The 26,391-nt window shown below is 69.4% G+C and carries 25 protein-coding genes; 12 read left to right on the top strand and 13 right to left on the bottom strand.

Translation table 11 applies throughout. The features are described from left to right. Positions 1-6 precede the first annotated feature (6 nt). Together ACSUZC_RS10800 and hemE are read right to left on the bottom strand one after the other, a co-directional pair. Entirely contained in the window at positions 7-1,395 is a 1,389-nt protein-coding gene (locus tag ACSUZC_RS10800; protein WP_439032767.1) for an FAD-dependent oxidoreductase, read from the bottom strand. Continuing rightward, positions 1,395-2,456: a uroporphyrinogen decarboxylase gene (gene hemE, locus ACSUZC_RS10795; RefSeq protein ID WP_439032766.1), complete on the bottom strand. Its 1,062-nt coding sequence runs from the start codon at positions 2,454-2,456 to the stop codon at positions 1,395-1,397. Before hemE ends, ACSUZC_RS10800 begins: the two co-directional genes overlap by 1 nt. Before the next feature lie 129 nt (positions 2,457-2,585). Between hemE and ACSUZC_RS10790 the strand changes: the two genes are divergently transcribed. From ACSUZC_RS10790 to ACSUZC_RS10780, 3 genes are all read left to right on the top strand, one after another. After that, positions 2,586-3,212 carry a DUF3000 domain-containing protein gene (locus tag ACSUZC_RS10790; RefSeq protein WP_439032765.1) on the top strand — a complete coding sequence of 209 codons (627 nt, stop codon included), beginning with the start codon at positions 2,586-2,588 and terminating at the stop codon, positions 3,210-3,212. A 32-nt stretch (positions 3,213-3,244) separates the two neighbouring features. Next, a complete protein-coding gene (locus ACSUZC_RS10785) occupies positions 3,245-4,525 on the top strand; it encodes an HRDC domain-containing protein (RefSeq protein WP_439033088.1) in 1,281 nt (426 codons plus the stop codon). Between the two features lie 168 nt (positions 4,526-4,693). Beyond that, positions 4,694-5,122 (top strand): type II toxin-antitoxin system Rv0910 family toxin, encoded by a 429-nt coding sequence (locus tag ACSUZC_RS10780; protein WP_439032764.1) that lies wholly within the window; start codon positions 4,694-4,696, stop codon positions 5,120-5,122. Between the two features lie 28 nt (positions 5,123-5,150). Here the strand turns inward: ACSUZC_RS10780 and ACSUZC_RS10775 are convergent, their stop codons facing one another. The 4 genes from ACSUZC_RS10775 to ACSUZC_RS10760 form a co-directional block, all read right to left on the bottom strand. Further along, on the bottom strand, positions 5,151-6,293 hold the full coding sequence (locus ACSUZC_RS10775) for a carboxylate-amine ligase (RefSeq protein WP_439033087.1): 1,143 nt from the start codon (positions 6,291-6,293) through the stop codon (positions 5,151-5,153). A gap of 51 nt (positions 6,294-6,344) precedes the next feature. Further along, complete coding sequence (dxs, locus tag ACSUZC_RS10770; RefSeq protein ID WP_439032763.1) at positions 6,345-8,303, bottom strand: 1-deoxy-D-xylulose-5-phosphate synthase; 1,959 nt, start codon at positions 8,301-8,303, stop codon at positions 6,345-6,347. A gap of 168 nt (positions 8,304-8,471) precedes the next feature. Then, positions 8,472-9,788: a class I SAM-dependent RNA methyltransferase gene (locus ACSUZC_RS10765; RefSeq protein WP_439032762.1), complete on the bottom strand. Its 1,317-nt coding sequence runs from the start codon at positions 9,786-9,788 to the stop codon at positions 8,472-8,474. Further along, complete coding sequence (locus ACSUZC_RS10760; protein ID WP_439032761.1) at positions 9,785-11,800, bottom strand: APC family permease; 2,016 nt, start codon at positions 11,798-11,800, stop codon at positions 9,785-9,787. The genes ACSUZC_RS10765 and ACSUZC_RS10760 overlap by 4 nt, the downstream gene beginning before the upstream one ends. 78 nt (positions 11,801-11,878) lie before the next feature. Between ACSUZC_RS10760 and ACSUZC_RS10755 the strand changes: the two genes are divergently transcribed. Both ACSUZC_RS10755 and ACSUZC_RS10750 read left to right on the top strand, forming a co-directional pair. Further along, a complete protein-coding gene (locus ACSUZC_RS10755; RefSeq protein ID WP_439032760.1) occupies positions 11,879-12,544 on the top strand; it encodes a potassium channel family protein in 666 nt (221 codons plus the stop codon). A 46-nt stretch (positions 12,545-12,590) separates the two neighbouring features. Next, positions 12,591-13,253 carry a potassium channel family protein gene (locus tag ACSUZC_RS10750; RefSeq protein WP_439032759.1) on the top strand — a complete coding sequence of 221 codons (663 nt, stop codon included), beginning with the start codon at positions 12,591-12,593 and terminating at the stop codon, positions 13,251-13,253. Here ACSUZC_RS10750 and ACSUZC_RS10745 read toward each other — a convergent pair. Then, the gene (locus tag ACSUZC_RS10745) at positions 13,195-13,953 is read right to left on the bottom strand and encodes a DUF3159 domain-containing protein (RefSeq protein ID WP_439033086.1); all 759 of its coding nucleotides are present in this window, start codon (positions 13,951-13,953) and stop codon (positions 13,195-13,197) included. The genes ACSUZC_RS10750 and ACSUZC_RS10745 overlap by 59 nt on opposite strands. After that, positions 13,932-14,306, bottom strand: coding sequence for an OB-fold nucleic acid binding domain-containing protein (locus ACSUZC_RS10740; protein WP_439032758.1), 375 nt, complete (start codon positions 14,304-14,306; stop codon positions 13,932-13,934). The genes ACSUZC_RS10745 and ACSUZC_RS10740 overlap by 22 nt, the downstream gene beginning before the upstream one ends. 197 nt (positions 14,307-14,503) lie before the next feature. Between ACSUZC_RS10740 and ACSUZC_RS10735 the strand changes: the two genes are divergently transcribed. Then, the gene (locus ACSUZC_RS10735) at positions 14,504-15,232 is read left to right on the top strand and encodes an alpha/beta hydrolase (RefSeq protein ID WP_439032757.1); all 729 of its coding nucleotides are present in this window, start codon (positions 14,504-14,506) and stop codon (positions 15,230-15,232) included. Between the two features lie 78 nt (positions 15,233-15,310). Here ACSUZC_RS10735 and ACSUZC_RS10730 read toward each other — a convergent pair whose 3' ends face one another. Together ACSUZC_RS10730 and dut are read right to left on the bottom strand one after the other, a co-directional pair. After that, positions 15,311-16,183 (bottom strand): DUF3710 domain-containing protein, encoded by an 873-nt coding sequence (locus tag ACSUZC_RS10730; protein WP_439032756.1) that lies wholly within the window; start codon positions 16,181-16,183, stop codon positions 15,311-15,313. Between the two features lie 123 nt (positions 16,184-16,306). Beyond that, entirely contained in the window at positions 16,307-16,777 is a 471-nt protein-coding gene (gene dut, locus ACSUZC_RS10725; protein ID WP_439032755.1) for a dUTP diphosphatase, read from the bottom strand. Positions 16,778-16,799: 22 nt separating this feature from the next. Between dut and ACSUZC_RS10720 the strand changes: the two genes are divergently transcribed. Further along, positions 16,800-17,372: a DUF3093 domain-containing protein gene (locus ACSUZC_RS10720; RefSeq protein WP_439032754.1), complete on the top strand. Its 573-nt coding sequence runs from the start codon at positions 16,800-16,802 to the stop codon at positions 17,370-17,372. Positions 17,373-17,536: 164 nt separating this feature from the next. Here the strand turns inward: ACSUZC_RS10720 and ACSUZC_RS10715 are convergent, their stop codons facing one another. Further along, complete coding sequence (locus ACSUZC_RS10715; RefSeq protein ID WP_004018846.1) at positions 17,537-17,836, bottom strand: DUF4193 domain-containing protein; 300 nt, start codon at positions 17,834-17,836, stop codon at positions 17,537-17,539. 422 nt (positions 17,837-18,258) lie between these two features. Here ACSUZC_RS10715 and cei point away from each other — a divergent pair, with 422 nt between their 5' ends. Next, positions 18,259-18,951 carry an envelope integrity protein Cei gene (cei, locus tag ACSUZC_RS10710; RefSeq protein WP_439032753.1) on the top strand — a complete coding sequence of 231 codons (693 nt, stop codon included), beginning with the start codon at positions 18,259-18,261 and terminating at the stop codon, positions 18,949-18,951. A gap of 29 nt (positions 18,952-18,980) precedes the next feature. Here the strand turns inward: cei and ACSUZC_RS10705 are convergent, their stop codons facing one another. Continuing rightward, the gene (locus ACSUZC_RS10705; RefSeq protein WP_439032752.1) at positions 18,981-19,883 is read right to left on the bottom strand and encodes an inositol monophosphatase family protein; all 903 of its coding nucleotides are present in this window, start codon (positions 19,881-19,883) and stop codon (positions 18,981-18,983) included. 158 nt (positions 19,884-20,041) lie between these two features. Here ACSUZC_RS10705 and ppgK point away from each other — a divergent pair, with 158 nt between their 5' ends. From ppgK to ACSUZC_RS10685, 4 genes are all read left to right on the top strand, one after another. Then, positions 20,042-20,839 (top strand): polyphosphate--glucose phosphotransferase, encoded by a 798-nt coding sequence (gene ppgK, locus ACSUZC_RS10700; protein WP_439032751.1) that lies wholly within the window; start codon positions 20,042-20,044, stop codon positions 20,837-20,839. A 56-nt stretch (positions 20,840-20,895) separates the two neighbouring features. Beyond that, positions 20,896-22,452 carry an RNA polymerase sigma factor gene (locus tag ACSUZC_RS10695; RefSeq protein ID WP_439032750.1) on the top strand — a complete coding sequence of 519 codons (1,557 nt, stop codon included), beginning with the start codon at positions 20,896-20,898 and terminating at the stop codon, positions 22,450-22,452. A gap of 393 nt (positions 22,453-22,845) precedes the next feature. Next, positions 22,846-23,874, top strand: a complete 1,029-nt coding sequence (locus ACSUZC_RS10690) for a sulfite exporter TauE/SafE family protein (protein ID WP_439032749.1) — start codon at positions 22,846-22,848, stop codon at positions 23,872-23,874. A 270-nt stretch (positions 23,875-24,144) separates the two neighbouring features. Then, a complete protein-coding gene (locus ACSUZC_RS10685) occupies positions 24,145-24,351 on the top strand; it encodes a DUF7455 domain-containing protein (RefSeq protein WP_238419216.1) in 207 nt (68 codons plus the stop codon). 99 nt (positions 24,352-24,450) lie between these two features. Here ACSUZC_RS10685 and ACSUZC_RS10680 read toward each other — a convergent pair whose 3' ends face one another. Next, a complete protein-coding gene (locus ACSUZC_RS10680; RefSeq protein WP_439032748.1) occupies positions 24,451-26,205 on the bottom strand; it encodes a DEAD/DEAH box helicase in 1,755 nt (584 codons plus the stop codon). Positions 26,206-26,391 lie beyond the last annotated feature (186 nt).

The following is a 26,391-nucleotide window of genomic DNA, read 5'->3' as shown; positions in this document are numbered from 1 at the left end:
GACCGATCAGCTGAGGTCGTCGAGCAGCGCGGCAGCCGCGCGTCCGGCCTGACCGATACACGCCGGCACCCCGACACCGGCGTACGACGATCCCGTGAGGGCCAGGCGCCGCGGGCGGGCGGTGATGATCCGCGCCATCTCCGTCAGATGGCCTGGTCCGTAGACCGGGAGCCCGCCGTTCCAGCGTCGCACCCGGGTGTCGATGACACGGTCCGACACCGGGGCGGCACCGGCCGCCCGACACACCTCGTCGAGGTCCTCGAGCGCCTCGGCGCGCAACTGATCGTCGACGCTCTCGTCCGGTACGGGCGCACCGAACCGTCCGAACGACGCCCGCACCGACACCGGCCGGTCCGGAGCCGCCAGATGCGCCCACTTCTGCGAACTGAACGTGAATGCCTTGGCGCGCAATCCCTCTCCGGTACCGACCAGAACTCCGGAATGCTCGGGGAGCGGGGTCGAGGGGGCCAACGCGATCGACACCACCACGGAAGACGCCGCCCGGACGGCCTCGAGCGGCGCGGCCAGTTCAGGCACGGACCGGCGCAGAAGCCGGCCCGACTCCCACGCCGGTGTCGCCAGGACCACGGCGTCGTAGGCGTGTGCGGTGTCGTCGGTGTGGACCCGCCATCCATCCCCGGCCGGTTCGACGCCCAGCACGCGAGACGCGACACGGACGTCGGCGGCGGCCGCACCGCGCAGGGCATCGAGCAGGACGCCGTAACCGCCCACCAGGGTGCCGAAGACGGGACCGGACACGGACGCTCCGGCCGTGATGAGCTCGTTCACCGCCGCGGTCAGCGACGGCGCTCCCCCGTCGAGCCGCGCCGCGAGGGCCGGCATGGCCTCCCGCAGCCCGATGTCGCCGGCGAGGCTCGAGTACACGCCGCCGAGCATGGGGTCGACACTGCGGGCCACCACCGACTCCCCGAACCGGTCGGCGACGAGGGCGCCGACGCTGGGGTCGGCCCCGGTCCGCCAGCCCAGGGGGCGTTCGGCCTCGGCGGCCATGCGGTCGAGGTCGCCCGACGCGACGAGACCCTCCACTGCCGCGGGCGTGGCGGGTATGCCCATCAGCGCGGGACTCGGCAGCGGATGCAACCGGCCGCCGGACCAGACCGCTGGGCGTCGTGGCGTCGGCGACACGATCCGATCGGCCAGACCGAGTTCGGTGACCAGCTCCAGCGCTTCGGGACGTCGCACGATGAACGCCTCGGCACCCACGTCGACGGTTTGACCACCGACGGTGGTCGTGTGGAGGACCCCACCGATCCGGTCCGAGGCCTCGAACAGGTCGAGCGTCGTCTCGGCCCCGAGTGCGCGGCGCAGGCGGTACGCGGCGGTCAGACCGGAGATGCCACCCCCGACGATCGCAATCCGGGCCACACCGGGCATCAGATGCTGTGGACGAGCTCGACGGCCCTGGTCAGCACGTCAGGGTCGGTGCCGGGCAGCACGCCGTGACCCAGGTTGAAGATGTGCCCGATCGCCCCGGCCGCCACCGCGCGGTCGCCGTCGGCGACGACCCGGCGCACCTCGCTGTCCACCACATCCTGGCCGGCGAACAGCAGCGTCGGATCGAGGTTGCCCTGCACGGCCTTGCCCGGACCGACACGGCGAACGGCCTCCTCGAGGGGGACACGCCAGTCGACGCCGATCACATCGGCACCGACATGGGCCATCGGGGCGAGCAGTTCCCCGGTGCCGACGCCGAAATGGATGCGCGGCACCCCGTACTCGGCGACTTCGGCGAGTACCCGGGCACTGTGCGGCGCCACGAACCGCTGATAGTCGGCGGCCGACAGCATGCCCGCCCACGAGTCGAAGAGCTGGACGGCGTCGACACCCGCGTCGAGCTGCACGCGGAGGAACGCGATGGTGATGTCGGCGAGACGCGCCATCAGTTCGGCCCAGGTCTCCGGGTCGCCGTGCATCATCGCCTTGGTGCGTTCGTAGTTGCGGCTCGGGCCGCCCTCGATGAGGTAGGAGGCGAGGGTGAAGGGGGCGCCGGCGAAGCCGATGAGCGCGGTGTCGCCCAGCTCGTCGAGCAGCAATCCGATGGCGCGCGAGATCGATCCCACGGCAGCGGGTTCCAGACGCGGGATCCGCGACACCGCCTCCGCCGAGCGCACCGGCTCGGCGATGACCGGCCCGGTGCCCGCGACGATGTCGAGGTCGATGCCCGCGGCCTTGAGCGGCACGACGATGTCGGAGAACAGGATCGCGGCGTCCACATCGTGTCGGCGCACCGGCTGCATGGTGATCTCGCAGACCAGCTCGGCGTCGAAGCAGGACTCGAGCATGCCGTGATCGGCGCGGATCGCCCGATACTCCGGCAGGGAGCGGCCTGCTTGCCGCATGAACCACACCGGTCGGCGTGACGGGGTCGTGCCGGTGGCCGCGGCGACCAGCGGCAGGTGCGACCTATGGACCCGGGTACCAGTTGCGTTCGTCATCACCGCTTACTCTGCCATGCCCCCGATTCGCCCGGGAAAGCCCTGCGCAACCACCTCACCCGATGTCGGGGGCGGGCTGCATCGGCGCGCCTCCGCGCTGGTCGGGCACCCCACCCCTACGGTCGAACGGTGACCTCTTCGGGAGCTCAGGACGAGCCTGCTGATTTCCGCGCGGCGGTGGAGTCGCTGCACGCTGCCCGGGTCCGCCGTGAGATCGAGGTCGGACCCATCCGGCCGCCGCAACGCCTGGCGCCGTACAGCTACGCCGTCGGCGCCGAGGTGCGCCCGCCCGAGGACCTCGACGACATCCCCGCGGACGCGCAGGGCAGCGCGTTCGGTCGTCTGATCCTGCTGTACGACCCCGCCGGCCAGGACGCCTGGAACGGCACGATCCGACTCGTCGCGTTCCTGCAGGCCGAGGTCGAGGCCGCGCTGGCGATGGACCCGCTGCTCCCCGAGGTGGCCTGGAGCTGGCTCAGCGACGCACTCGGCGTCCCCGTCGGGGCGGGCTCGACCCCGGACGACACCGGCACCCGCATCGAGGTCACCGCACTGGGCGGGACCGTCACCTCCACCACGTCCGTCCGCTACGGCGACATCGCCGGTCCGCCACGGGCCCACCAGCTCGAGGTGCGTGCCTCCTGGACGGCCCTCACCGCCGACGGCCTCAACAGTCACCTCGAAGCATTCTGCGACGTCCTGGCCTCGGCGGCCGGACTCCCGCCGGTCGGCGTGACCGAACTCGGCGCGACGTGAGCGAGGCAACCGGTTCGACCGAACCGGAGGTCGTGGCATCCGGGACCGAGGGTGCAGGCGGCGGCGCCGATGACCCGGCACCGGAGGTCACGCCACTACTCGAACCCGCGGGTGGCGTTCCCCCGGTGCTGTCCACCGCGGCGGAGTTCGCCGACGCGGCGGCTGCACTGGCAGCCGGCAGCGGACCGATCGCACTCGACACCGAACGTGCGTCGGGTTACCGATACTCCCAGCGCGCCTACCTGATCCAGATCAAGCGTCATGGGGCGGGCAGCTTCCTGCTCGACCCGATCGGCGATCCCGCGGCGCTGGCGCCCGTCATCGACGCGTTGCGCGGACCGGAGTGGGTCCTGCATGCCGCCGACCAGGATCTCCCCTGCCTCCGGGAGCTCGGTTTCGAGTGCGTCGAGCTGTACGACACCGAACTGGCGGGTCGACTGCTCGGGCTTGCGAAGGTCAATCTCGCGGCCATGGTCGCCCAGTTCCTGGGACTCGGTCTGCTCAAGGGGCACGGCGCCGCGGACTGGTCGCGGCGACCCCTGCCCGCCGACTGGCTGAACTACGCCGCGCTCGACGTCGAGGTGCTGGTGGAGCTGCGCGACGCGATGGACGCCGCTCTCGCCGACGACGGCAAAGACGGTTGGGCGCGTGAAGAATTCGCCTACGTACTGAAGCGTCCACCCGCTCCCCCACGCACCGACCGCTGGCGCAAGACATCGAACATCCACACCATCAAGTCCACCCGCACCCTCGCCGCGGTCCGGGAACTGTGGACCGCGCGCGAGGAGCTGGCGGAACGACGCGATGTCGCGCCGGGGCGCATCCTGCCCGACACCGCCATCGTCAACGCAGCGACCGTCGATCCCAAGACGGCGTCCGAACTGACCCGGCTGCCGGTGTTCGGCGGTCCCCGGCAACGCAGACAGGCCAACGTCTGGCTCAGCGCCCTGCAGCGGGCGCGCGAACTCCCCGACAGCAAACTCCCCTCGCGCAAGACCAACGGCCCCGGTTTGCCACCCGTCAGCAGGTGGGAACAGCGGAACCCCGAGGCGAACGCGCGTCTGCTCGCGGTGCGGCCGGTACTGAAAGACATCGCCGAGGCCCACACCCTGCCCGTGGAGAATCTCCTGGCCCCCGATCTCGTCAGACAGCTCTGCTGGGATGGTCTCGACGGAGAGGTCACCGCCGAGAATCTCGACGCCCGCCTCGCCGCCTCGGGCGCCCGACCCTGGCAGCGCGGACTCTGCGCCGAACCGCTCGCCGAAGCACTGCGCGATGCGGTCCGACCAGCGCAGGACGCGGACGAGGAGTAGCCGACGGCGTCCCCGCCGCGCGTGGTCGCGCGACGCCGGACCCGCACGGTTGTCGATACTCCGCTACATTCGGTGGTCACGACCCGAAAGCCATCACCCGAGTGCACGACCCGGAGCGGGGTAAGACAACTCCCGGCACGGACCACCCTCACGGATGGGAGCTATTCAGTGGCCACAGTCTCCGTCGGTTACGACTCCGACCTCGATCCGGGCGCCGCCTGGGCGCTCGCCAGCAACCTCGCACGGTTCGACGAGTGGATGACCATCTTCGGCGGTTGGCGGTCCCCGGTACCGGACACGATCAGCGAGGGCACCACGATCTCGTCGCTGATCAAGGTCAAGGGGTTCCGCAACGTCATCCACTGGACCGTCACCGACTACGACGAACCACGACTCATCGCGCTGTCGGGCACCGGCCGCGGCGGGGTTAAGATCGACCTGGCGATGAAGGTGGACGAGATCGTCGACGGATCGCACTTCGACCTCTCCGCCGAGCTGTCCGGCGGACTCCTCAGCGGCGCGGTGGGCCGACTCGTCGCCAAGGTGCTCGAATCGGATGTGCACCAGTCGATCTCGAACCTCGCGACCCTGCGCTGACTGTTCGAGGGATCGGGTCGCGGACCGGTCAGCCGTGGCCCGGTTCGCGTCTCAGGGTCGCCGCGCGCACGACCGCCAGGCCCGTCCCGGTGGCATCGAAGATCCGACGCTGACGCGAGGCGCCGTTGCCCTCGGTGCGCATGGTCTGCAACACCGTCTCGACGGCCTCCCGCTCACCCAGGCGGTCCAGTACCGGACCGATCACCGTGAGCAACTGCTCCACCCGGGACCAGGCCGGCAGCAGTGCACCCGTGGCCGGGTCGATGGCCCGTCCCTCGACACCGTCGTGGGCCGCCGTCCAGTACGCGGCCGACAGCAACGCCGGGTCCAGTACCGCGCTCGCCCGTGAGCTGCGGGTGCCCGCGTCGAGCGCGGTCATCACCGCCGCGCGGACGATCGTGGCGAACGCCTGGGTCTCTTCGACCCGCATCTGGACGTCCCCGATCCGCACCTCGACCGTCGGAAGGTGATCCGACGGACGGACATCCCAATACAGCATGTGCGGATCGAGGATCGCGCCGGTGGCGACCAGCACGTCCACGATGTCGGCGTAGTGCTCGGCCGAACGCAGGTGCGGGGGCGGACCCGCCGCGGGCCACCGCGACCACAGCACCGAACGCCAACTGGCATGTCCGGAGTCGGCGTCACGGTAGATCGCCGAATTCGCCGACAGCGCGAGCAGAGCGGGCAACCATGGCCGCATCCAGTTGCAGACGGACACCGCGGTGTCGGTATCGGGGACACCGACGTGGACGTGACAACCGCTGATGCCCTGCTCGTGCGCGAGCATGCCGTACCGTTCGGCGATGGCCCGGTACCGACCGGTATCGGTCACCGGGAACGAGTCCGGCACTCTCGGTGGCACTCCGCACGCGACGACGTCGACACCGACGTCGTCGGCCGCATCGGCGAGGATCGCGCGCAGACGGCGCAGATGAGCACCGATCTCGTTGCCGGACACCGCCGCCGGAGTGGCGATCTCGACCTGGGACGAGGTCAGTTCGAGTTCGAGGTCGAGACCACGGGTCGCTGCGGCCGCTGCGACCTCACGGTTGCGTCCGACCGGACGCCCGGAATCGCGGTCGACGAGGACGAACTCCTCTTCGACACCGAGCGTCGGTACCCGCGAGTCCAACCGATCCCGGCCCGCGGAACCGGGTTCGACGTTCACCTCGGAGAAATGCCCAGCGCCGTTCACCGCCAAACGCGGTGCGGACCGGGTCTAGTCGTCGGCGCGACTCCGGGCCGGGTCGGGTCGGTTCTCGATCTGACCCGACAAACCCGGTCCGGCCTGCATCCCGGACACGGTCGCCGTGACCGAACGGGCGAGATCCTGCGCGGTCAGACCGAGTTCGCCGAGGATCTCGCCCCGGGAGGCATGCGGGATGAACGCCTGCGGGATGCCCTTGATCTGGACCGGCACCATCACCTCGGCGGCAGACAGGACGGCCGCGACAGCCGCGCCGACACCGCCGCTGGTGCATCCGTCCTCCAGCGTCACGACGAGGCGGTGCCGACGCGCCACCTCGACCACCGAGGCCGGCACGGGAAGCACCCAGCGCGGGTCGATGACGGTCGCGTCGATCCCCTGCCGGGCCAGCCGTTCGGCGGTGTCGACGGCCAGACCACAGAACGCCCCGACCGCGACGATGAGCACGTCGCCGCCGGCTGGACCGAGGTCACGATCGGAACGGTGCAACACGTCGACGCCGTCGTCGAGCCGCTCTACGGCCCGGATGTCTTCGGGCACCGCACCTTTGGAGAACCGGAGGGCGGTGGGTCCGTCATCGATCCCGAGCGCCTCGTCGAACTCCTCCCGCAACCGGACGGCATCGCGCGGGGCGGCGACCCGCAGGCCCGGGATCATCGCCATGAGCGACAGATCCCACATCCCGTGATGGCTCGGCCCGTCGGGCCCGGTGATGCCGGACCGGTCCAGCACCAGGGTCACCGGCTGCTTCAGCAGCGCGACGTCCATGAGCAACTGGTCGAACGCACGGTTGAGGAAGGTCGAGTAGATGGCGACCACCGGGTGAAGCCCGCCCAGGGCGAGACCAGCCGCCGAGGTCATCGCATGCTGCTCGGCGATTCCGACGTCGAACATCCGATCGGGGTAGCGCTCCCCGAACGGGGTCAGTCCGGTCGGTCCGGGCATCGCCGCGGTGATGGCCACGACGTCGGGCCGGTTGGCGCCCGCGTCGAGGAGTGCGGCGGAGAACACCGCGGTCCAGTCCTGCGGCGACACACTGGTGGGTCGGCCGGTGACCGGGTCGATGATGCCCGTCGCATGCATCAGGTCGGCGACGTGGTTCTCCGCGTGGGCGTACCCCATCCCCTTGCGGGTGACGGTGTGGACGATGACCGGTCCGCCGAAGTCGCGAGCCTGGCGCAGCGCGGACTCGACCGCGTCGATGTCGTGCCCGTCGACGGGCCCGACGTACTTCAGGCCGAGGTCGGTGAACATCGCCTGCGGTGCTAGCAGATCCTTGAGTCCGCTCTTCATCCCGTGCAGGACGGCATAGGCGGGCTCGCCGACCACGGGCACCTGCTTGACGACGCGTCGTCCCTCGTCGAGGAATCGCTCGTAACCGGGCTGAAGCCGGAGGCCGGACAGGTGGCTGGCGAGACCGCCGATGGTCGGCGCGTACGACCGGCCGTTGTCGTTGACGACGATCACCACGCGTCGGCTGCAGGCGGCGATGTTGTTGATCGCCTCCCAGCACATGCCGCCGGTCAGAGCGCCGTCACCGACGACCGCGACGACCGTACGGTCCGGTTGGCCGGTCAGCTCGAACGACTTCGCGAGACCGTCGGCATAGGACAGTGCGGCCGAGGCGTGGGAGGACTCCACCCAGTCGTGCTCGGATTCGGCACGCTCCTGGTATCCGGTGAGGCCGCCGCGCTGGCGCAGCTGGTCGAAGCCGTCTTTCCGGCCGGTGACGATCTTGTGGACGTAGCTCTGATGACCGGTGTCGAACAGGATCGGGTCCGACGGCGAGTCGAAGACGCGGTGGATCCCCAGGGTCAGTTCGACGACACCGAGATTCGGCCCCAGGTGACCGCCGGTGGCGGCCACCTTCTCGATCAGGAACGTGCGGATCTCGGACGCGAGCGATTCCATCTCCGCGTCCGACAGGGACCGAAGATCGGCCGGCGAGCTGATCCGGTCGAGCACACCCATCTTTTCCTCCATCACCCCGTTCCTCCACCACGCGAGGACATCAGGTCGGCTGTGGGCACCGGACGGGTCCGGCACGTGTGTGGTCAGTCTACGGAAGCATTCGTCACCGACCCGACCCACGGATGGTCGTCGATGCCCCGACCGGGACCCGTCAGGACCCCCGCCGCGTCATCCGGCGGCGGCCGGGACGAGGCACGCGATCGCCTCCACGTGGTGGGTCAGCGGAAACGCGTCGAAACCCCGGATCTCGGTCACGCGGTAGCCATGCCGCTCGAAGAGTCCGAGATCACGTGCGAACCGCGCCGCATCGCACCCCACATGAACGACGACGGACGGTCCCGCGGCCGCGACCGCGCCGATCACCTGCTCGCCGGCACCGGTGCGCGGCGGGTCGAGCACCACGATGTCGGGGCGTGCCGGCGCGGCCGGCCCCGAGATCTCGGCACCGACGTCGCCGCGATGGCGGACCACACGGTCCTGCTCCGCCTCGAAGGTGAGCCCCGCGGCATCGAGTGCGGAGGCGTCGGAGTCGACGATGTGCACAGACTCCAGACCGTTGCCGAACTTTCCGGCGTCGAGCAGCGCACCGGCGAAGACGCCTGCACCGCCGTACAGGTCCCAGGCGACACGAGGCGGCGACGTCAGGTGTGCCCCGGCGAGCTCGACGACGGTCTCGGAGTAGGCCCGCGGGGCGTCGCGGTGGGCCTGCCAGAAGCCGGCAACGGGAATGCGCCAGGACCGGTCGCCCACCCGATGCAGCGCCGAGGCCTCTCCGTCGACGACGGCCTGGGCGCGCGGACGCGCCCGGCGGACGCGGTTCTGCTGGGCTCGACGTCGGCTGTCCCCCCGGCTCCGCCGTGGTGCCTGCACGGGTGCGAGTTCGGTGATGTGCCGTGTACCCGACGAGTCGACGACCACGGCGATCTCGCCCCCGGGGGTGAACCGCCGGTCGTCGAGCCCGTCGAGCATCCCTGCCGCCGGTTGAACGCAGGGCTCGACGACGACCCGGGAGCCGCGATGGGCCGACTGGCCCGGCCGCCCGCGCTGGTCGACGGCGAGCCGACTGCGGATGCGCCACCCGGTGTCGGAGTTCCCCAGCTGTCGTACACCGTGGACGGCCAGCTCGGTACCGGCGACGACCTCGTCCGACAGGTGCCCCACCCGGCCCAGGACGTCCAGCAGGACAGCCTGTTTCAGCTCACGCGCGTACCCCGGTGCCACGTGCCCGAGGTCGCAGCACCCGGCGCCGTCTGCGGCCGCGGGACACGGCGTCTCCACCCGGTGCACAGAGGCGTCGATGATGTCGGCGACGTCCGCACGCCAGTAGGCGTCGTGCCGGTCGTCGGTGATCTCGGCCAGCACACGTTCCCCCGGGATCGCGCCCCGGACGAAGACGACCCGCCCGTCGGCCCGTCCGACCGCCTCGCCGCCGTTGGCCGCACGGTCGACGCGCACCTCGATGCGCCGGGGACCCGGGCCGCTCACGTACGCCGTTCCGGTTCGCCGAGCGCGCGCCGGGTCTCGCCGGGTGCCCAGTACGCCGGCTCTTCCTTGCGCCGATCGGACGACGTGAGCTGCCACGGCACCGAGGTCACCATCACCCCGGGTTCGAACAGCAGGCGTCCCTTGAGGCGAAGGGCCGACTGGTTGTGCAGGATCTGCTCCCACCAGTGCCCGACGACGTATTCGGGGATGAACACCGTGACGACGTCCCGGGGTGACTCGCGGCGCACCCGACGCACGTATTCGATGACGGGCCCGGTGATCTCGCGGTACGGCGAGGCGATGACCTTGAGCGGGACCGTGATGTCGCTGGCCTCCCATTCGGAGACGAGCTTGCGGGTGTCGCGGTCGTCGACGTTGACCGTGATCGCCTCCAGAACGTCCGGCCGGGTGGCCCGGGCATAGCGGAGCGCGCGTTTGGACGCCATGTGCAGACTCGAGACCAGGACGATCGAGTGGGTACGGCTGGGCAGCACCGCCTCGTCGTCGTTCTCCGCGCGGTCGAGTTCCCGCTGCACCGAAGCGTAGTGATGGTGGATGAGCTTCATGATCACGAACAGCGCGATCATCGCGATCACCGCGATGTAGGCACCCTCGGTGAATTTGGTGAGCAGCACCACCACGAGGACGGTCGCGGTCATCACCAGGCCGACCGAGTTGACCATCCGCGACTGCTTCATGCGCCGACGCGCACTGGGGTCGGTCTCGGTGCGCAGAAGGCGCGTCCAGTGCCGCACCATGCCGGTCTGGCTCAACGTGAACGACACGAACACGCCGACGATGTAGAGCTGGATCAGCGCGGTCACCTGCGCCCCGAACGCGACCACGAAGATGATCGCGGCGATCGCCAGGAACAGGATGCCGTTGCTGAACGCCAGCCGGTCGCCACGGGTGTGCAGCTGGCGGGGCAGGTAGCGGTCCTGGGCGAGCACCGAACCGAGCACGGGAAAACCGTTGAAGGCGGTGTTCGCGGCGAGCAACAGGATCAGCGCGGTCACCGTGGCGACGAAGAAGAAGGCGGGCGGGAACGAGTCGAACACCGCATGGGCCAGCTGGGCGATCATCGCCTTCTGCTGATAGCCGTCGGGCGCTCCGATCAGGTCCTGCTCGGGGTTCATGACGTACTTCGCACCGATCTTCTCGGCGAGCAGCACGATGCCCAGCAGCAGGGTGATCGAGAAGGCGCCCAGCAACAGCAGCGTCGTGGCGGCGTTACGCGATTTGGGCTTGCGGAAAGCGGGCACGCCGTTGCTGATCGCCTCCACCCCGGTCAGGGCGGCGCATCCGGAGGAGAACGAGCGGGCCACCAGGAAGATCAGCGCCAGCCCGGTGAGGTCGTCCTGCTCGGCCGCGATCCCGAACGCCGCGGTCTCGGAGTGGATGTCCTGACCGAGCACGAAGATCTCGGTGAAGCCCCAGATCAGCATGCCGAGGACGCCGATGATGAAGCCGTAGGTCGGGATCGCGAGGAACGCGCCGGACTCCTTGATGCCGCGCAGGTTCACCGCGGCGAGCAGGATGATCGCGCCGACACAGAACCACACCTTGTGTTCGCCGACGAACGGGATCGCCGATCCGATGTTCTCGGCGGCCGAGGTGACCGACACCGCCACCGTCAGCACATAGTCGACGAGCAGCGCGCTGCCGACCGTCAGACCCGCGTTGGGACCGAGATTGACGGTGGCGACCTCGTAGTCGCCGCCCCCGGACGGGTAGGCGTGCACGTTCTGCCGGTAGCTCGCGACGACCACGATCATCACGACCGCGACGGCGATCGCGACCCATGGGGTGAACGCGAGCGCGCTGATCCCCGCGACGGACAGGACCAGGAAGATCTCCTGCGGCGCATACGCCACCGAACTCATGGCGTCGGAGGCGAAAACCGGGAGGGCGATCCGCTTGGGCAGCAGGGTATGACCGAGGGTGTCGCTGCGGAACGGCCTGCCGAGCAGGAGGCGTTTCGTCGCGACGGACACCTTGGAGACGGTGGACACCAGGCAACCCTAGAGCGTTCGCGGCGAGGCGGGTAGGTTCGACTCGCGGCAGACGGACCGCCTGGGGAGAGGAATGTCGTGCAGGTAGTCATCATGGGTTGCGGGCGTGTCGGGTCATCGCTCGCGATGGCGATGCAGAAGCGCGGACACGACGTCGCGATCATCGACCGCGACCCGTCCGCCTTCGTGCGCCTGAGCCCGAACTTCGCGGGCCGCACCATCACCGGGGTCGGTTTCGACCGCGAGATCCTCGAGAAGGCCGGCATCGAGCATGCCGACGCGTTCGCGGCGGTGTCCTCGGGCGACAACTCCAACATCATCTCCGCACGTGTGGCCCGCGAGACCTTCGACGTCGAACGTGTCGTCGCCCGCATCTACGACGCCAAACGCGCCGAGGTCTACGAACGGCTCGGCATCCCCACCGTGGCCACCGTGCCGTGGACCACCGAACGGTTCGTCTCGGCGCTCGGTGAGACGACGATGACGGAGTGGCGCGATCCCTCGGGCTCGCTCGCCCTCGCGGAGATCGACGTCGACGACACCTGGATCGGGGTGTCGGTCGGCAAGTTCCAGGAGCAGACCGGCGCCCGCGTCGCCTTCCTGAGCCGGGTCGGACGCCCCGTCCTCCCCGATGCCAAAACCGTTCTGCAACAGGACGATGTGATCTACGGAGCGGTCCTGCTCGACAACCTCAAGAACGCCCGCGGAGTCGCCGCGGCACCGTTCACCCAGACCGAGTCGTGACCACCTCAGCCCCGAAGGAGTCCCCTGCAGTGAACGAGATCCCGCTGTGAAGGTCGCCATCGCCGGAGCCGGCGCGGTCGGGCGTTCCATCGCCCGCGAGCTGCTGGTGAACACCCATGAGGTCACCCTCTTCGAGCGCAACGCCGACCACATCGACCACGACGCCGTCGCCGGCGCCACGTGGGTGCTCGCCGACGCGTGCGAACTGGCGAATCTCGAAGCGGCACAACTGCAGACGTTCGATGTGATGATCGCCGCCACCGGCGACGACAAGGCCAACCTGGTTGTCAGCCTCCTCGCGAAGACCGAGTTCGCGATCAACCGGGTTGTCGCGCGCGTCAACGATCCGCGCAACGAGTGGCTGTTCGACGAGGACTGGGGCGTCGACGTCGCCGTCTCCACCCCGCGACTGCTCGCGTCTCTCGTGGAGGAGGCGGTCTCGGTCGGCGACCTGGTCCGCCTCATGACGTTCCGTCAGGGTCAGGCCAATCTCGTCGAACTGACCCTGCCGTCGAACACGCCGATGGCGGGCAAACCGGTCCGCAGGCTCGCACTCCCCCGCGACGCCGCGCTCGTGGCCATCCTGCGCGGGGGCCGCGTCATCGTCCCGCAGAGCGACGACCCCATCGAAGGTGGAGACGAGCTGGTCTTCATCGCTCCCACCGAAGTGGAACCCGCGCTCTACGAGGCGATGCAGATCGCCCGGTGACAGTCCCGGAGGTCGCGACCTCGGTGGGGGTGTTCTCGTCGGCGACGACATCGGTGTCGGTGCTGCCGGCGATTCGCTCCTCGGCACGGTGAGCGCGCCGGACGAGCAGGATCGTCGCCAGCACCACCAGGGCGGTCAGCGGCCAGCCCATCGCGATGCGTGAGAACGCGAGCCAGCCGGTGGCGCCGTCGTCGTAGAGCTCGGATTGGGTGAGGTAGCGCGCGGCGAAGACCAGCGTCCACAGAGCGGTGGCGATGTCGTAGGCGCGCAGCGTCTTGCGCTGCTTGCGCCAGGCCGACCCCTCGCCGTTGACCAGGTGCCACGCCACCCCGATGAGGGGCCAGCGGACCAGGATCGACACAGCGAACGCGATCGCGTACGCGAGTGTGGTCCAGATGCCGAAGAGGAAGTAACCCTTGGCATCTCCCACCTCACGGGCGATGAAGACGCAGATCGCCACACCCAGCAGGCCGGAGACCGCCGGGGTGAGGGGTTCGCGGCGGATCAGCCGGAAGAGGAACAGCGCGGCCGCGACACCGAGTGCGGCGTAGATCGCCACGGTGAGGCCGAAGAACGAATTGGCCGGGACGAACACCATCACCGGGACCGTGGAGTAGATCAGCCCCGACACGCCGCCGATCTGTTCGAGGACCGTGGGAGCGCGCGACTCGGGATCGCTCACTCGTCGGCGCCGTGCAATTCGTAGTACGGGTTGTAGATCACCTTGTGGCCGTCCTGCTCGGCGAGCCGCCCGCGGACGGTCACCTTACGGCCGGGTTCGATGCCGGTGATCCGGTTCCGACCGAGCCACTTCAGCATCACGATGTCGGAGCCGTCGAAGAACTCGGCCTTCACGCCGGCCTTGGCCGAGCGTGAACAGGTCTCGACGGCGCGGAGCTCACCGTGCATCGTGACCTCCTCGCCCCGACAGCAATCGGACGCGCGCTGGGCGCCCGTCGCCTTCGACTCCTCGGCGATCTTCTCGGCGTCGATGTCACCGAGATCTTCGGTGAGCCGACGGGTCAGTCGCTTGAGATAGCCGGCAGTGGGCATCTCAACCTCCCAATGGATTTCGGACGGCACCGCGGACGTGTGCGGCGGTGTCCGTGGGCCACCGAACGCATGATCGGTGGCCTGTCCGCCAGCGTAGACCTCGGCATCGTCCACTGACAACGTGGACGACCACGGTCGAATTCCGTGGTCCGGGGACACCTTCGTGACCCCGGGCCACCCTAGGGGATGATCGTCTGATGCTCGGCACCGACCGCTCCGATCGCCCCCGGCCGACAGCACTCGTGGCGATCCCCGGAACCGGGTCGGACGCCGACTACGTCACCCGCGCCTTCGGTCCCGCCGCGGGGGCACGGGGACTCGATCTCATCGCCCTCGAACCCGCCGCGCCGCTGGTCGAGGGTTACCGCCTTGCCCTGACACGAGCCGCACGGTCCCACGGTCCGATCCTGGTCGGCGGCGTGTCCATCGGCGCCGCGATCGCCCTGGAGTGGGCCCTCGCCGATGGTGGGAAACACTGTGCGGGGGTGCTCGCGGCGCTGCCCGCATGGAGTGGGGACGCACGCGTCGCGCCGGCCGCGGCAAGCGCGAGGGCCACGGCCGAGGCGCTCGAGCGCAACGGTCTCGAGGCGACGATCACCGAGATGTCCGCGAGCAGCCCCGCCTGGCTGGCCGCCGAGCTGACCCGTTCGTGGCGACGCCTGCACCCGCGCCTGCTCGGCGCGCTGCGCGAGGCGTCGTCCTACCGAGCCCCCACCCCGTCGGACATCGAGGGCCTTGCCGTGCCGCTCGCCATCGTCGCGGCAGGCGACGACCCGGTCCATCCGATCGCGGTCGCGCGGGACTGGCACCGCGCGGCGCCACGCTCGGTGCTCGCCGAGGTCACCCTCGACGGGTGGGGTCGCGATGCCGCGCTGCTGGGACGGAGCGCCCTCGACGGCCTGTCACGCCTGATCGAGCTTGCGTGACGGATTCGGGCTCAGTGATCCGGGCTCAGTGATCCGGATCCGGACCGGGTGATCAGTCGGTCATCGTGGGCTAGTGCGTCATCGCCGGCGAAGAAAGCGCTGCATCGCCGAACCCGACGACGGCGGTTGGGGCTCGTCGTCGGCGTCGTCGGCAGGTGCGGGCGTCGACGGCTCGGCCGCCTGGCTCGGCGGGGCGGCTTCGGCGTCGGGCTCGTGGGCGTAGGCGTTGTCTCCGTACACGGTGGCGTGCGCCACCTGGTCGAGCGCTCCACCGGTCACCGGACCCGTGTCGTCCGTGGTGTCCGGCGCATCGGCGACGGGAGCCTGGGGAGCGGCCTGCGCCTCCGCGGCGGCCGGGTCGGCGAACATCTGCTGCTGGGCGGCGGCAACCTGTTCGGCGAGTACCGGCGGCAACACGATCGGCAGCGGGTCCCGTGGCGGGAACGGCTCCGAGCCGCGACGAACGACGGTCTCGGCGAGAACGGCCCGGCTCAGGCGCGCGAGATCGTCAGCGCTCTCCGACGGACCGCTGCCCACGCACCTGACCAGCCATCGCGGGCCGTCGACACCGATGAACCGGTGCGTGGCGCCATCGATCTCGGCAACCACCTCGCGGCCCCAGTGACCGTCTTCGACACTGGTCACCGCGCCGTCGTCACGCAACGAGCCGGCCAGCTCCCGCACCACCTCACGCCACATACCCGGCGACTTGGGTGCCGCGAAGGCGCTCACCGAGATCCGCCCGATGGGAGTCACGAGGTAGACGCTCTGGGGCTGGTGCGCCTCGGACATCTCGACGGTCACCTGGCCACCCTCGACCACCGGGACCAGGACCGACCCGAGGTCCAGATGCGAGTTCTCCAGCTCGCGCGGCTCCGTGACGAGTGCGTCGATGTCGTAGGGTCCCCGCGCCTGACCGACCCGCAACTCGTCCGATTCGTCCTGTGCCATCGCTACTCCTCGCCCGCCCGGGCCATTCGGATGCCCCGGGCTGTTCGTCCTCGTCACCGCGAGTCCGGCGAAGCGCTCCGCCGGTCACAGAGAGAACAGTAATCGACTCCGGAGGGCCCGGACTCAGGTGAGAATGGCGTGGCCGCCGCTCGAGCCGTAACCGCCCTCGCCGCGGGCGGTGTCGTCGAGTTGGTCGACCTCCACGAAGTCCGGGAGCTCCACACGCTGCACGAGGAGTTGCGCGATCCGGTCGCCACGGGCGATCGAGATCGTCTGTTCGGGATCGAGATTGATCAGGCAGACCTTGATCTCGCCGCGGTACCCGGCGTCGACCGTGCCCGGCGAGTTCACGATCGAGAGACCGGCGCGGGCGGCGAGGCCCGACCGCGGGTGGATGAGCCCGACGGTCCCGAAGGGGAGCGCGATCGCGATCCCGGTACCGACCAGCTGCCGGCGCCCGGCGGGCAGTTCGAGGTCGATGGTCGAGTACAGGTCGACCCCGGCGTCACCCGGATGTGCCCGGACGGGAAGGGGGAGATCGGGGTCGAGGCGGCGCACCGCGATCGGCGGCACAGGGGGGAGCTCTGGGGTCACGCACGCAGACTACGCTGGTCACGTGACCGCAGATCATTCGCCTGAACGCCCCGGAGGCGCGTCGGACGCCCCCCACGCACCCGCAGGCCGTGACGCCGTCGTCACCGACTCGACGGCCGACCTGTTCGACGAGCGGCTCCACGTTCCGTGGTGGTGGTGGCTGGCGGCCGTCGTCCTGACCGGTGTCATCGGCTACGAGATCCAGCTGTCGGCGCACGGCAGTCGTTGGAGCGCGATCGGATATGTCGTCACCGCGTGCCTGTGCGCTCTGATGTTGTGGTCGATGGGACGCACCCGCGTCCGGGTGTCGCCGGACCGCGAGCTGCACGCGCACCGCGCCCGGCTACCGCGCGCTGTCGTGGCCCGCGGCGCGACCGTCCCGGCAACGGCGAAGAGTGCCGCACTCGGCCGCCAGCTCGATCCGGCCGCGTATCTCGTGCACCGATCCTGGGTGAAGACGATGGTGCTGATCGTGCTCGACGATCCAGACGACCCCACCCCCTACTGGCTGGTGTCGACGCGCCGCCCGACCGAGCTGCTCGCCGCGCTGGGCATCGACGACGCCGCGGCTGACCGCCCCGACGTCGCCACCTGAGGCGACCGGACACGACCAGAACCTGGGCACGACCCGAACCTGGGGCACGACGAAGGGGCCGCGCCGTGATCGGCGTCGGCCCCTTTCGACAGCATCGTCGGCTGTGTCGCCCATGGCCGTCGGTGCGGCCCGGACGTTCTACCCGAGGAGTCCCTCAGGCGCGCTCACGCACAGTCGACGCAGATGAGTGAGCTTCCGTTCTCTTCTGCCAGCCGGCTGCGGTGGTAGACGAGAAAGCAGCTGGTGCAAGTGAATTCGTCGGCCTGCTTGGGAATCACCCGGACCGAGAGCTCCTCGCCGGAGAGGTCGGCACCCGGCAGTTCGAAGGACTCCGCGGTGTCACTCTCGTCGACGTCCACTGCCGAGGACTGAGCCTCGCTGCGCCGTGCCTTCAGCTCTTCGAGCGAGTCCTCGTTGAGATCCTCGGTCTCTGTGCGTCGCGGCGCGTCGTAATCTGTTGCCATTGTGTGCCTAACTTGTCGAGAGTGGGAGGGGCGCTCACGGTGAAGGCGGGTCGCCCTCCCACGTGGAGTGCGCACGAGTCCGCCGGGCTTGTCTTGCCGTTGGGGTCACTACAACGTCGTCTCGGGCGAGATTCGTACCCGAGCGGCGCGCGTATTGTGTGAGTTCAGTCACGATTCGATATCGGGCGCACCCCGGGTCTGGAAGCGCGGGCGCCCGAAGCATAGACGACCGGTATCCGTCGGTCAATATAGTGCGCCCAATTGGTGCAAAAATCGTCGGGTGTTCCAACTGAGACGTCGTTCCCGACGCCCGACCGTGCAACCGGCGAGGCGCATCGGCGGGCGGAACGGCAACCTCTAGAGTGATCCGAGACCGAGCGGGCCGGTGCGGGCCGCAACACCCAGTGAGGAGCCAGTCCACGGTGGTGTCGAAGATTACGACCGGCTATCCGACCGACGAGCACGGCAGACCGTATCGCCGGCGGCGGTACACCCCGGCGATCGTCACAGTTGTCGCCCTGCTGATCCTCGGCGTCGTCGTGTGGGCGGTGGCGCTGGGTGGCGATGACGCCGAATCGGTTCCCACCGCGTGCAATCAGCCGACGCCGCCGACCTCCGTCGAAGCCGGCGCGACTCCCCCGCCTGCGCCGCCGACCCTCACCGTGGTCGATCGGGACGAGATGCTGGAGGTCGTCCCCGCCCCGCTGGCGACCTTCGGCGTCCGGGTCCTCAACGCCTCCGACGAACGCGGCGCGGCGCGTTCGGTGTCGGACGACCTGACCGCCCAGGGATTCACCCCGGTGCCCGACACCCCGTACGCCGACGATCCGCTGTATCCCAACCAGGACCTCAATTGTGTAGCGCAGATCCGGTTCGGGCCTGCCGGGCGCGCTGCGGCCGCCGCCACATGGCTGGCCTTCCCCTGCGCCCAGCTGATCGACGACGGACGCCGGGGTACGGCCGTCGACGTCGCGCTCGGGGCATATCACTCGGGCGGGGAGATGTCCCAGGATGCCCAGGCCGCCCTCGAGGCGCTCCGATCGGCGGACCCCAAGAACCCCGAGACCGGTGTGGACCCGGCGCTGGTGAAGGCGGTTCACTCGGCGAGCTGCTGAGCGCATCCCGTCGAGGGCGAACCCGAGACTCAGCGCAGAGGTTCCCGGGCATCGAACTCGTCGAGGAGAGCGAAGAACTCCTCGGCGATCCCGGGAGCGACCGCGACCGTGATGTGTCCCTCGTCGGCCCGCGAATCCGGTGGCGGCGTCTGGACGACCGCGCCGGCCTCGGCCGCGATGAGGCCGCCCGCCGCCCAGTCCCAGGGGCTGAGGCCATGCTCGTAGTGGGCATCGACCGCACCTGAGGCCACCATGCACAGGTCGAGTGCGGCCGCGCCGATCCGGCGGACGTCGCGTACCCGCGGGAGCAATTCGGCGACGATCCGGCCCTGCTGGCGCCGGCGATCCGCGTCGTATCCGAAACCCGTTGCCACCAGCGCCAGTTCGGCCCGTTCGACGGAAGTGCATCGCAGTGGTCGCCGGACACCGTGCCCCTCGGACACCCAGGCGCCGCGGCCGAGCGTTGCGCCATAGGTCACGTGGCGGGCGACATCGACCACGACGCCCGCCACCGAACGTCCGTCGACCTGGGCGGCCACCGACACGGCGTAGGCGGGAACGCCGTACATGAAGTTGACGGTCCCGTCGATCGGGTCGACGACCCACCGCACCCCGGAGGGCACGGCGCGACTTCCGCCGTCCTCCTCCCCCAGCACCTCGTCGTCGGGCCGGGCATCGTGCAGCAGCGCTCGGATCAATCGTTCGGTCTCGGTGTCGGCCAGCGTGACCGGATCGGTCTCGGTGGACTTCGTCGCGACCGGGTCCGGCGCCGTCGACGCCGGCGTGGCGGCATCGTCAGGAGCTCCGTGACCTGGTGTCGCACCGAACAATTCGGGTCGACGACGGCGCACGTGCGCGGCGGCCTGCTGGGCCACGGCGTCGGCGACCGCAGCGAGTTCGTCCACCGGAATTGTCTGATCCACGCCTCCCATGTCAGCACATCGGCGCGACGGGCCGGCGCGGCGGTGACCCAAGTCTCGGTCGCCGGGCCGGTTCGGTCGCCGACATCTGCTGTGATGACGCGCATCCGGGCCCGCCCGTGGATAGCCTGGTCTTCGGATTGCCGCCGACCCGGACAGGGAGCCCCACCATGACTGCCCCCAGCACCACCACGTCCACCGATGATGCGAAGCAACCGGCCGACCTCGCCTTCGGGGTCGATGTCGGAGGCTCGGGGATCAAGGGCGGGATCGTGGATCTCGACACCGGCGATCTGGTCGGCGAGCGGTTCAAGGTCCTCACCCCGCAGCCGGCGACGCCCGACGCGGTCGCCGACGGCGTGGCCGAGGTCGTCGCACATTTCGACTGGACGGGGCCCGTGGGCATCACGCTGCCCGGAGTCGTCACCGAAGGCGTCATGCGCACGGCTGCCAACATCGACAAGGCCTGGATCGGCACCGACGTGTACGACCTCTTCAGCAGACACCTCGACGGCCGGACGGTGTCGGTGCTCAACGACGCCGATGCCGCCGGAATGGCCGAGGACGCCTATGGCGCGGGCAAGGGCGTCGACGGTGTCGTCATGTTGCTGACGTTCGGCACCGGTATCGGATCGGCGATCCTGAACAACGGCAATCTCGTCCCGAACACCGAGCTCGGTCACCTCCAGGTCGGCAAGAAGGAGGCCGAGCACCAGGCCTCCTCGCGTGTGCGCGAGGAGAAGGGCTGGACCTACGAGAAGTGGACGGAGAAGGTGTCCGAGGTCCTCGCGACCTACGAGGCCCTCTTCTGGCCGAAGCTGTTCATCGCCGGTGGTGGCATCAGCCGTAAGGCGGACAAGTGGATTCCGCTGCTGACCAACAAGACGCCCGTGGTCCCGGCGACGCTCCTGAACACCGCCGGCATCGTCGGTGCGGCCATGGCCGTGTCCCAGGGGCTCAAAACCTAGCGCCACGCCTGGGTTGACCAGGTCTTTGACACACCGGGCAGGGCGATGTCGTTACAATGGTCGTCACCGGTCATTCCAACCGAGAAACCAAGACCTCGTCCACGGCGGCTCGTGCTGCCGTGTCGCGTCTGGAGACAGACGACAGACGACACCACAGAAGACAGTTCGAAAGGTTGTACGTGGCAGCCATCACGACCCACCAGGGTGATGCAGAGGCCGACGAGTCGACGGAGTCGACCCCCGCCGCGACCGACACCCCGGCCAAGCGGACCGCCAAGAAGGCTGCGAAGAAGACCGCCGCCCGCAAGGCTCCAGCGAAGAAGGCAGCAGCGAAGAAGGCCACCAAGAAGGCGGCACCGAAGAAGGCTGCCAAGAAGGCCACTTCTGCCGAGGGAGCCGAGGACGCGGGCGCCGAGCCCGACGACCCGGATTCGATCGACGACATCGACGTGCCCGACGCCGCACTCGAGGACGTCGAGATCGACGACGACCTCGAGGTCGACGACGACGAAGACGAGTCGGAAGAGCCCGAGGACGAGTCCGCAGAGGCAACTCCCGCCGCGGGCGCGGCCCCGGCTGCCGGCAAAGCAGCGGCGAAGGACGACTCCGCGGCCGCCAAGTCCGGCGACTTCGTCTGGGACGAGGAGGAATCCGAGGCCCTGCGACAGGCACGCAAGGACGCCGAGCTCACGGCTTCGGCGGACAGCGTCCGCGCCTACCTCAAGCAGATCGGCAAGGTCGCGCTGCTGAACGCGGAGGAGGAGGTCGAGCTCGCCAAGCGCATCGAGGCCGGGCTGTTCGCCACCGAGCGTCTGCGCCGCATCATGGATGCGGGCGAGAAACTCAGCACCGCCCAGAAGCGTGACCTGAACTGGATCTCGCGCGACGGCAACCGCGCCAAGAACCACCTTCTCGAGGCCAACCTGCGCCTCGTCGTCTCGCTCGCCAAGCGCTACACGGGCCGCGGCATGGCATTCCTGGACCTCATCCAGGAGGGCAACCTCGGACTGATCCGCGCGGTCGAGAAGTTCGACTACACCAAGGGCTACAAGTTCTCGACGTACGCCACCTGGTGGATTCGTCAGGCGATCACCCGCGCCATGGCCGACCAGGCCCGCACCATCCGTATACCGGTGCACATGGTCGAGGTCATCAACAAGCTCGGTCGTATCCAGCGTGAACTCCTCCAGGACCTCGGACGCGAGCCGACGCCCGAAGAGCTCGCCAAGGAAATGGACATCACCCCGGAGAAGGTGCTGGAGATCCAGCAGTACGCCCGGGAACCCATCTCGCTGGACCAGACCATCGGCGACGAGGGTGACAGCCAGCTCGGCGACTTCATCGAGGACTCCGAGGCCGTTGTCGCGGTCGACGCGGTCAGCTTCACCCTCCTGCAGGATCAGTTGCAGTCGGTGCTCGAGACCCTGTCCGAGCGTGAGGCCGGCGTCGTCCGTCTGCGCTTCGGTCTGACCGACGGCCAGCCCCGGACGCTCGACGAGATCGGCCAGGTCTACGGCGTGACCCGCGAGCGCATCCGGCAGATCGAGTCCAAGACGATGTCGAAGTTGCGCCACCCGTCGCGTTCCCAGGTCCTGCGCGACTATCTGGACTAGGACCCGCTTCTCAGACGCCGTCGCCCCCGTACCTCATCGGTACGGGGGCGACGGCGTTCTGGGTTCGAGACCCCGAGCACGCGGTTACGGCGTTTGTCAAGATTTGTGCGCGCACCGATTCCGACACGGCTCAGAGTCGGACTTTCTCCGGCGCACTACATAAGATGGCGCGGTGACATACGCAGTGACCGGGAGCAGACGTGGCGCCATGCTGGTGCGCCGCGCCGCCGTCGACCTGCTGCGCACAGCCTCGATGCTGTGTCTGTGAGACGACCCAACCCAGCCCGGGGCCCACGTGCGTCCCCATCCCTGCGTTTCTCTTCCAGCGGCCGCTTCGTGCCCGCTCAGCCTCGCCACGCCCCTTGACGGCGTGACTTCCCGGAAAGACCCACCATGAGAACGATTGTCCTGATCGGCCTCGTCGGCCTGGCAGCCCAGCTCGTCGACGGCAGTCTCGGCATGGCTTACGGCGTCACCACCACGACCCTGCTCCTTGCGATCGGTAGCAACCCGGCGGCGGCATCGGCCACCGTCCACCTCGCCGAGATCGGCACCACCCTCGTCTCGGGTGTCTCGCACTGGAAGTTCGGCAACGTCGACTGGCGCGTCGTACGGAGGATCGCCATCCCGGGCGCGATCGGTGCGTTCCTGGGTGCGACCATCCTGTCGAATCTGTCCACCGAGGCCGCTGCGCCCGTCATGGCCGTGATCCTCCTGCTGCTCGGCCTCTACATCCTGGTTCGCTTCACCTTCCAGGGCATTCCGCGACACAACCTGGGCAAGCCGCTGCGCAAGCGCTTCCTCAGCCCGCTCGGCTTCGTCGCCGGCTTCGTCGACGCCACGGGCGGCGGCGGATGGGGCCCCGTCGGGACCCCGGCGATCCTGGCCAGCGGGCGCCTCGAACCGCGCAAGGTGATCGGCTCGATCGACACGAGCGAGTTCATCATCGCGGTCGCCGCGAGCCTCGGCTTCCTGTTCAGCCTCGGCTCGCAGGGCATCAACTTCGCGTGGGTGGGCGCCATCCTGGTCGGCGGCGTCATCGCGGCACCGATCGCGGCGTGGCTCGTCCGCCACGTCCCGCCCCGCCTGCTCGGCTCCTCGGTCGGCGGACTCATCGTCCTCACCAATACGCGCAGCCTCCTCAAGAGCGACTTCATCGACGCCCCCGGCTCCGTCCGCAACGTCTTCTACATCGTGATCGCCATCGGCTGGGCCGCCGCGTTCGCCTACTCGCTGCGCGAGTACCTCCGCGACCGCGACAACGAGTCCTCCGACGCGGTGACCCATCTCCGTGAGGAGCGGGAGGCCCTCGTCGCCGCGGGTGAGGCGGAGACGTCGTCGACCGGCGACATCCCGGCCGCCGACGCCGCATCCGAATCCGACTCGGACAGCGCATCGCAGGCGTCCACCCGCACGAACTGATCGCCGGCGCGCGAAGCGCGTAGAGTGGTGCGACCCGGCCGACCGGCCGGGTCGTTCTGCTTCTGCGCAAGGCGTGCCGTTTCTGAACCGCCGTTTCCGTTGTCGTTTCGTTGTCCGATGTAAACGGTGAGTGACGACACACCGAGCGCACCTGCCGGAACAATACGGACGCGTCCAGCGTCTGACAGAGTGAGGTTGACGCATCGCCCGGATGTGTCGGCTCGAAGGGAAGGCGTCCGGACACCGGCGCCGGACCGGGACGGAGGAACCATGACTGACATCGCCACCACAGCCCCGATCTACCTGCCGCTCACCGCCGCCGATCGCTGTGATCGCTGCGGCGCCGCAGCCAAGGTACGTGCCGTCCTGCCCAAGGGCGGCGAACTTCTCTTCTGCCGTCACCACTTCAACGAGCACGAGACCCGTCTCGTCGAGCTCAGTGCCACCGTCGTCGAGTCCGCGGGCGAACTGGTCTGACACGAGTTCGGCGGTCTGACACGGGCACCGTCTGAACACGAGAGAGCCCGGCCGGAGCATTCCGGCCGGGCTCTCTCGTGTTTCGGGTTCGGCGACGGGTCAGCGCCACTCGCGGAGGGCCGCGATGCGCTCCTTCAGCTGGTCCGCGCTGGCCATCGCCGTGGGCGGGCCGCCGAGCCGGGTGCGGAGTTCGTTGTGCACCATGCCGTGCGGCTTGCCGGTGCGATGGTGATGCATCGCCACGAGGGTGTTGAGCTCTTTGCGTAGAGCGTGCAGGTTGTCCCCGGTGGTTCCGGGTGCGCGTCCCGGCGTGGGTTGTTCGGTCGTCGCGGGTGTCTCGGCGGCGGTCGTGCGCGCGGTGACCTGGTCCTCCTGACGCTTGCGGAGGAGTGCCCGCACCTGGTCGGCGTCGAGGAGGCCGGGCAGCCCGAGGTAGTCGGACTCCTCGTCGCTGCCGGCGAAAGTGGCCGTGCCGAACGACGTCCCGTCGAAGATCACCTGGTCCAGCTCGGCATCGGCGTGCAGGGACTGGAAGGTGGGCTCGTCCTCCCCCGGCTCGTCCTGCTGCTTGTTGGCGTCGATGAGCAGCTGATCGTCGAGCCCGTCGCTCTCCCGGTGTGGCTTGCCCAGCACGTGGTCGCGTTCGACCTCCATCTGGGCGGCGAGATCCAGGAGCACCGGCACCGAGGGCAGGAAGACGCTCGCGGTCTCGCCCGGGCGGCGGGACCGCACGAAGCGACCGATCGCCTGGGCGAAGAACAGCGGCGTCGACGAACTGGTGGCATAGACGCCCACGGCGAGCCGGGGAACGTCGACGCCCTCGGACACCATGCGCACCGCGACCATCCATTCGTCGGTGGACGCCGCGAACTGCCCGATCCGCGACGAGGACTTGGGATCGTCGGACAGCACGAGCGTGGGCGGCTTGCCCGTGATCGCCGTCAGCAGCTCGGCGTAGTCACGCGCGGCGGTCTGATCGGTAGCGATGACCAGTCCGCCCGCGTCCGGGGTGCCGGTGGCGCGCAACTGACCCAGCCGCGTGTGCGCGGCGGTGAGCACCGCCGGGATCCAATCGCCGTGCGCGTCGAGAGCGGTGCGCCAGGCCCGCGTGGTGTGTTCGGCCGACAGCGGCTCACCGAGCCGGGCCGTGTACTCCTCCCCTGCGCTGTCGCGCCAGCTCGCCTCGCCCGAGTACGCCAGGAACACGACCGGCCGGACGACGCCGTCCTTGAGTGCATCGGCGTAACCGTAGGTGTGGTCGGCTTTGGACCGCTGATGTCCACCGGCCTCGGGCTCGTAAGTGACGAACGGGATGGGGGAATCGTCGGACCGGAACGGCGTTCCGGTGAGCAGGAGGCGGCGTTCGGCGTCGTCGAACGCCTCACGGATGGCCTCGCCCCACGACTTGGCGTCGCCGCCGTGGTGGATCTCGTCGAGGATGACGAGAGTCCGGTAGTTCTCGGTGCGCACTCGGTGACGAGCCGGGTGTGCGGCCACCTGTGCATAGGTGACGACGACTCCGTGGAAGTCCGAACTCGTCTGTCCGGCGGCGTTGGTGAACCGCGAGTCGAGCGCGATACCGACCCGTGCCGCGGCCTCCGCCCACTGATGCTTGAGATGTTCGGTCGGCGCCACGACGGTGATCTTGTCGACCGTGCGATCGTCGAGGAGTTCACGAGCGATCCGGAGACCGAAGGTCGTCTTGCCGGCGCCGGGGGTGGCGACCGCGAGAAAATCCTTGGGCTTCTGCGTCAGATATTTGGTCAGTGCCCGACGCTGCCAGGCCCGGAGCTGGAGTTTCGGTCCCGGAGGTGCTGTGCCAGTGGTGCTGGCGGAGGGTTCGGCTGACGTCACCTGTGTGCTGCTCCTGACGGCGTGCGGGTTCCCTGCCGGGCATGAAATGACCCCTCGCGTGCGGGACCCGCGCCCAAGGGGACCCGGCAATCGTACCGCCGCCCTCCGACGGTTTCCGCATCGCGACACCGCGCCCGGAGGGCGCCGAGACCGAAGCGGGTGCGCGATCCGAACGACTCGCCTGGT

Source organism: Gordonia terrae, assembly GCF_051789125.1.
GTDB lineage: Bacteria > Actinomycetota > Actinomycetes > Mycobacteriales > Mycobacteriaceae > Gordonia > Gordonia terrae_A.
Note: the sequence above shows the minus strand (reverse complement) of the source record. Positions and strands in the feature narration are given on the sequence as shown.

What these genes read in the sequence shown, in the direction of transcription:
- ACSUZC_RS10800 (WP_439032767.1), bottom strand. Translation starts at nt 1,395, where the DNA reads ATGCCCGGTGTGGCCCGGATTGCGATCGTCGGGGGTGGCATCTCCGGT.
- hemE (WP_439032766.1), bottom strand. Translation starts at nt 2,456, where the DNA reads ATGACGAACGCAACTGGTACCCGGGTCCATAGGTCGCACCTGCCGCTG.
- dxs (WP_439032763.1), bottom strand. Translation starts at nt 8,303, where the DNA reads ATGGGTGTGCTCGACCGGATCAGCTCGCCGGCCGATCTTCGGTCCCTG.
- ACSUZC_RS10740 (WP_439032758.1), bottom strand. Translation starts at nt 14,306, where the DNA reads ATGCCCACTGCCGGCTATCTCAAGCGACTGACCCGTCGGCTCACCGAA.
- ACSUZC_RS10735 (WP_439032757.1), top strand. Translation starts at nt 14,504, where the DNA reads ATGCTCGGCACCGACCGCTCCGATCGCCCCCGGCCGACAGCACTCGTG.
- ACSUZC_RS10730 (WP_439032756.1), bottom strand. Translation starts at nt 16,183, where the DNA reads ATGGCACAGGACGAATCGGACGAGTTGCGGGTCGGTCAGGCGCGGGGA.
- ACSUZC_RS10715 (WP_004018846.1), bottom strand. Translation starts at nt 17,836, where the DNA reads ATGGCAACAGATTACGACGCGCCGCGACGCACAGAGACCGAGGATCTC.
- ACSUZC_RS10705 (WP_439032752.1), bottom strand. Translation starts at nt 19,883, where the DNA reads ATGGGAGGCGTGGATCAGACAATTCCGGTGGACGAACTCGCTGCGGTC.
- ppgK (WP_439032751.1), top strand. Translation starts at nt 20,042, where the DNA reads ATGACTGCCCCCAGCACCACCACGTCCACCGATGATGCGAAGCAACCG.
- ACSUZC_RS10695 (WP_439032750.1), top strand. Translation starts at nt 20,896, where the DNA reads ATGGTCGTCACCGGTCATTCCAACCGAGAAACCAAGACCTCGTCCACG.
- ACSUZC_RS10690 (WP_439032749.1), top strand. Translation starts at nt 22,846, where the DNA reads ATGAGAACGATTGTCCTGATCGGCCTCGTCGGCCTGGCAGCCCAGCTC.
- ACSUZC_RS10685 (WP_238419216.1), top strand. Translation starts at nt 24,145, where the DNA reads ATGACTGACATCGCCACCACAGCCCCGATCTACCTGCCGCTCACCGCC.